The sequence below is a fragment of the Streptomyces sp. DH12 genome (genome assembly GCF_020873895.1).
GTDB lineage: Bacteria > Actinomycetota > Actinomycetes > Streptomycetales > Streptomycetaceae > Streptomyces.
In genome coordinates this window covers 1-400 of the sequence record NZ_JAHWGT010001546.1, presented here as the reverse complement: position 1 = coordinate 400, position 400 = coordinate 1, and the positions used below count along the sequence as shown (strand labels likewise).

1 pseudogene is annotated in these 400 nt (G+C 72.0%); it reads right to left on the bottom strand.

The features are described from left to right. Nucleotides 1-59 precede the first annotated feature (59 nt). Nucleotides 60-400, bottom strand: a pseudogene (locus LPA54_RS41010) (glucose-1-phosphate cytidylyltransferase); the annotation flags it as partial.

Here is a 400-nt window from a genome sequence, read left to right as displayed (position 1 = left end):
GTCGTCGCAGTGCGCGCCCACCGCGACGACCCGCTCGAGACGCCCGGTCCCCAGCCGGATCACGCGCTCACCCCCGTCCCCGCACGCTCCCGCTCCCACACGGCCCACGGCCGGTCCCCCCGGGCGTAGGCGTCGTCCAGCGCCGCACGCTCCTTCACGGTGTCGGTCGGCTTCCAGAAACCGCGGTGCTGATGCGCGACGAGCCTTCCCCTCTTGGCCAGTTGGCCACACCCGTCGGCGACGAGATCCCCGTTCTCGGGGATGTGGTCGAAGATCTCCTGGCGCAGCACGAAGTAGCCGCCGTTCTCCCACAGCGGCAGCTCGCTCACCGCGGTGATGCCGCCCACCAGGCCGTCCTGGCCGAGCTCCACGCAGTGGAACGACGACTGCGGCGGCACCA